This window comes from Bacillus sp. SM2101, assembly GCF_018588585.1.
Classification (GTDB): domain Bacteria; phylum Bacillota; class Bacilli; order Bacillales; family SM2101; genus Nanhaiella; species Nanhaiella sioensis.
Genome location: NZ_JAEUFG010000067.1, coordinates 1 through 4,256 on the forward strand (window position 1 = coordinate 1; position 4,256 = coordinate 4,256).

The following is a 4,256-nucleotide window of genomic DNA, read 5'->3' on the forward strand; positions in this document are numbered from 1 at the left end:
TGAGGCCAACCATAATAGTAGCAATGATGCTATGAGTTTTCACATCGATGACTGTAACAGTATTACCTTGTTCAGAGTCACTATTAATCACGTAAGCGAGTTTTCCATCAGGTGTGAAGGCGACATCAATTGGACCTTGCTCAATCAGAATAGTAGCAACCACTTTAAGAGTTTTCACATCAATAACTGATACAATATCATCATCAAGATTTGTAACATAAGCCAGCTTACCATCTGGCGTGACAGAAACACTTGAAATGCCTGCTGGTAACAAAGTAACGATAACTCTATGAGTGCTCACATCAATAACAACAGTAGCCACCAAATCACCTCTTCAAAATTATTATTATTACCATAATATGAGGAGAGTTGTTGAACAATAATTAAAATTGGAATTTAGACTGATTACCATTAAAGATAATGAAGATTTTAGGAAACTCAAGAATTATTGTGGTTACTTAAAAACTAACGACAAATAACAATAATCTTCAGTACGAAAATTTGTATGTCAATAGTTGTATCTATAACGTTTATAATATGCCCTATAAATTCACCTTTAGGGGGATCATATGTAATGCCTAATATTCTCTAGGGGGCTTTAAATACTACTCAAAAATAGGAATAGTGTAATCAACTACTAATTATGTAAGCAATTTTTCCATCTGGGGTGAATTCTACAACTCTTGGAAGGTCCCTGACTGCAATAGTTGCAACAATGCTGTGAGTTTTGACATCAATAACTGAAACTGAGCCATTATTAACACCATTAGTAACATAAGCAATTTTTCCATCTGGGGTGAAGTCTACAGCACTTGAAATGTTTCCAATTGCAATAGTTGCAACAATACTGTGAGTTTTGACATCAATAACTAAAACTGAACCATTACTGACATTATTAATAACATAAGCTAGTTTTCCATTTGGCGTGAAGACTATATCAAATAGATTACCGCCACCGACTAGAACAGTAGAAATCACGTTATGAGTTTTTACGTCTATGACTGAAACTGAATCATTATTTGCTATATAAGCAATTTTTCCATCAGGTGTAAATGAAAAAGCGTCCGGGCTGTCCCCCACGAGAATTCTCGTTATCAGGCTATGAGTTTTGACATCAATAACGGAGACGGTACCAGGGTTATCGAAGAAATTAGTAACATAAGCAATTTTTCCATCAAGTGTGAAGGCGATATTAAATGGGAATGCTCCAGTAGGAATCATTCCAATGGGAGTATGAGTTTTGACATCAATAACTGAAAGTGCGCCATTCTGTAGATTATTAACCACATAAGCCAGTTTTCCATCAGGTGTAAAAGCTACACCAGAAAGCCTAAGACCAACCTGTACCGTCCCTATTATGCTATGAGTTTTGACATCAATAACAGAGACGGTACCAGGATTATCGCCAAAATTAGTAACATAAGCAATTTTTCCATCTGGGGTGAAAGAAAGATCAAATGGGCCAAGACCAACTTGAATAGTATTTATTAGAATATGAGTTTTGACGTCGATGACTGAAATATTACCGAGAATTTGATTAATAACATAAGCGATTTTTCCATTAGGAGTAAAGATTGACTGTTTAAATGAAGCTTCTGCCATAGGTAAAGTGGCAATTATACTATGAGTTTTTACATCAATCACAGTAGTAGACAAACCAAATCCACCTCTTCAAAGTAGTTGTTATTTCAAAGATATGAGTAAATTGTTTGGTTAATTCGAAATTAGAATTGGTGTGAAATATATTTTATTAAACACAAGAGTAATTATGTTGTGCGCCCATAAGGGTGGATAAAGATTCATTATATAGCATTAATGTAGGTCAAATCCAAAACTAAAACCTATCGCCACCCAACTTATCCGAAAGGGAAACCAGACGGGGAGTGTAGCATGTTGGGAAAGCCATAAGTTAACGAGTTACCACGTTACGACTGAATGGCAAGGCGAAAAGCTGTAATAAGGATGAAAGCTAAACTGCTTGAATGACAGCTCAAGGGCGAAAATTACTGCGTATAGCGTAAGGTAGCTAACTGCTATAAGGGGAATGAGCTTGTGATGAGGCTTAGCACAAGAAAGATTTGGATATTTCCCTACCATCCACTATCAGTGAGAAAAGAGCGAAAATCACATCCGATAATACAGTATGCCATCTTTTTCCATCTAAATGGGGATTACCTAAGTCGGGATGCCCGTACGGGCTATAACAATTTGCGTTTGAATACTCGATACGGTAACGGAGTCCTCGTAGTAGTCCGAGCTAGGGAAAGCCTAGTACATGGCGAAGGGGGACAGCCTATCTATTTTAACTTCAACTTGGGAAGGTGCGTGAGGCACTATGAGAAATCCAACAGTAGTGTTAAATAATCTAACAAAAAAATCAAGAGAGCAAACATACACATTTAAACGCTTATACAGAAATTTATACAATCGAGAGTTTTACCTCAAAGCGTACCAAAAAATCTACGCTAACGAGGGAAACATGACTTCAGGTACGGATGGGAAAACCGTAGATGGAATGAGTCTAGAAAGAATTGATAAGATAATTGATTCAATCAAAACTCAATCCTTTAAGCCGAATCCAGCTAAAAGAACTTACATTCCTAAGAGTAATGGTGGGAAAAGACCGTTAGGTATTCCTTCTAGTGACGATAAACTTGTACAAGAAGTGCTTAGAGACATTCTTGAAGCCATATACGAACCAAGGTTTTCCGATAAATCTCATGGATTTAGACCAAAAAAGAGTTGTCATTCAGCATTATTACAAACAAAGGCAATTTTTAATGGAACGAAGTGGTTTGTTGAAGGGGATATAAAGGGATTCTTTGACAACATTCATCACCACACTCTTATCAGTATTCTAAGAAAAACGATAAAGGACGAGAAAGTAATAAATTTAATATGGAAATTTCTCAAGGCAGGTTATCTTGAGGACTGGAAATTCCATAAATCGTTCAGTGGCACGCCTCAAGGAGGAATAATCAGCCCTATACTGTCTAACATTTATCTTAATGAGTTGGATGAATTTATGAACAGGTATAAAGAAGAATTTGACAAGGGTGTTAAAAGAACAAAGAATCCACAGTATTTCAGAATCTACAAGAGAATTTACACCATAAGGAAAGTATTGGATAAATCTAATCTCACAGACAAAAAGAGAAAAGATTATCTGACCATAACAAAAGCATTGTACAAAGAACTTGGTAAGCATGATAGAACAAATCCAATGGACGCTAACTACCGTAGAATTAATTATGTGAGATACGCAGATGACTTCATCATCAGCATTAATGGTAACAAGAAAGATGCGGAAAAGGTGAAAGCAGACCTCACGGTCTTTCTTAAAGAGAATCTAAGTCTAGAGTTATCGCAAGAAAAGACACTAATTACACATAACACAAAAAAAGCTAGATTCCTTGGTTACGACATCAAAATCTCACAAGATAAATCATTCCAAAGAAACAGGGAATGGAAAAGCAATCATCCAAAGAGAAGTGTAAAAGGGAAATGTTTTCTATTAATGCCTACTGAAAAGTGGATAAAGAAACTTTTAGAAATGAAAGCACTAAAAATCGACGAAAATGGAAAATGGCAATCTACTCATAGAACCTATCTTGCCCATCTAGATGACTTGGAAATACTAAGTGTCTATAACAGCGAAGTAACTGGTTTATATAATTACTACAAATTAGCAGACAATGTAAGTAACCTACACAGGTTTTTACACATTATGAAATACAGTATGTTTAAAACCTTTGGAAATAAATACAAAACCAGTGTTCCAAAAGTTATTGATAAATACTACGAAAACGGAGTTTTCGTAATAGCGTATGAAACAAAAAAAGGCACTAGATGTAGGGAGTTCTATAATAAAGGTTTTTATAAATCTGTAACCCCACTTAATACAAAAGTGGACGAATTACCAAACACATTAATCTACTCTTCGAGAAATAGCCTTATAAAGCGTTTGTTAGCTAATAAATGTGAATGGTGTGGAAAGGAAAATGTTCCTATCGAAATTCATCATGTCAAAAAGGTTAAAGACCTAAAAGGAAAAAAAAGATGGGAACAGATCATGATTGCAAGGAAAAGAAAAACATTAGCAATGTGCGTTCCATGCCATAAGAAACTCCATGCAGGAAAGTTAGATTGATAGGTGGAGAGCCGTATACATTGAGAGGTGTACGTGAGTCTGTCTAACAATTATGGGATTTCTACTCTTATCCAAAAGATATTGGCTCTTTATGTCGAATAAGTAC

The 4,256-nt window shown here is 35.6% G+C and carries 3 protein-coding genes; 1 reads left to right on the top strand and 2 read right to left on the bottom strand.

What is annotated here, in order from left to right; all coding sequences use genetic code 11:
* A partial coding sequence (locus JM172_RS23965) for a YncE family protein (protein ID WP_214484902.1) occupies window positions 1-322 on the bottom strand: 322 nt, incomplete at its 3' end.
* Window positions 323-630: 308 nt separating this feature from the next.
* Window positions 631-1,656, bottom strand: a complete 1,026-nt coding sequence (locus JM172_RS23970) for a cytochrome D1 domain-containing protein (RefSeq protein ID WP_214484903.1) — start codon at window positions 1,654-1,656, stop codon at window positions 631-633.
* A 679-nt stretch (window positions 1,657-2,335) separates the two neighbouring features.
* On the opposite strand from JM172_RS23970, the gene JM172_RS23975 reads away from it, so the two are divergent.
* Complete coding sequence (locus tag JM172_RS23975; protein WP_214484904.1) at window positions 2,336-4,150, top strand: reverse transcriptase/maturase family protein; 1,815 nt, start codon at window positions 2,336-2,338, stop codon at window positions 4,148-4,150.
* Window positions 4,151-4,256 lie beyond the last annotated feature (106 nt).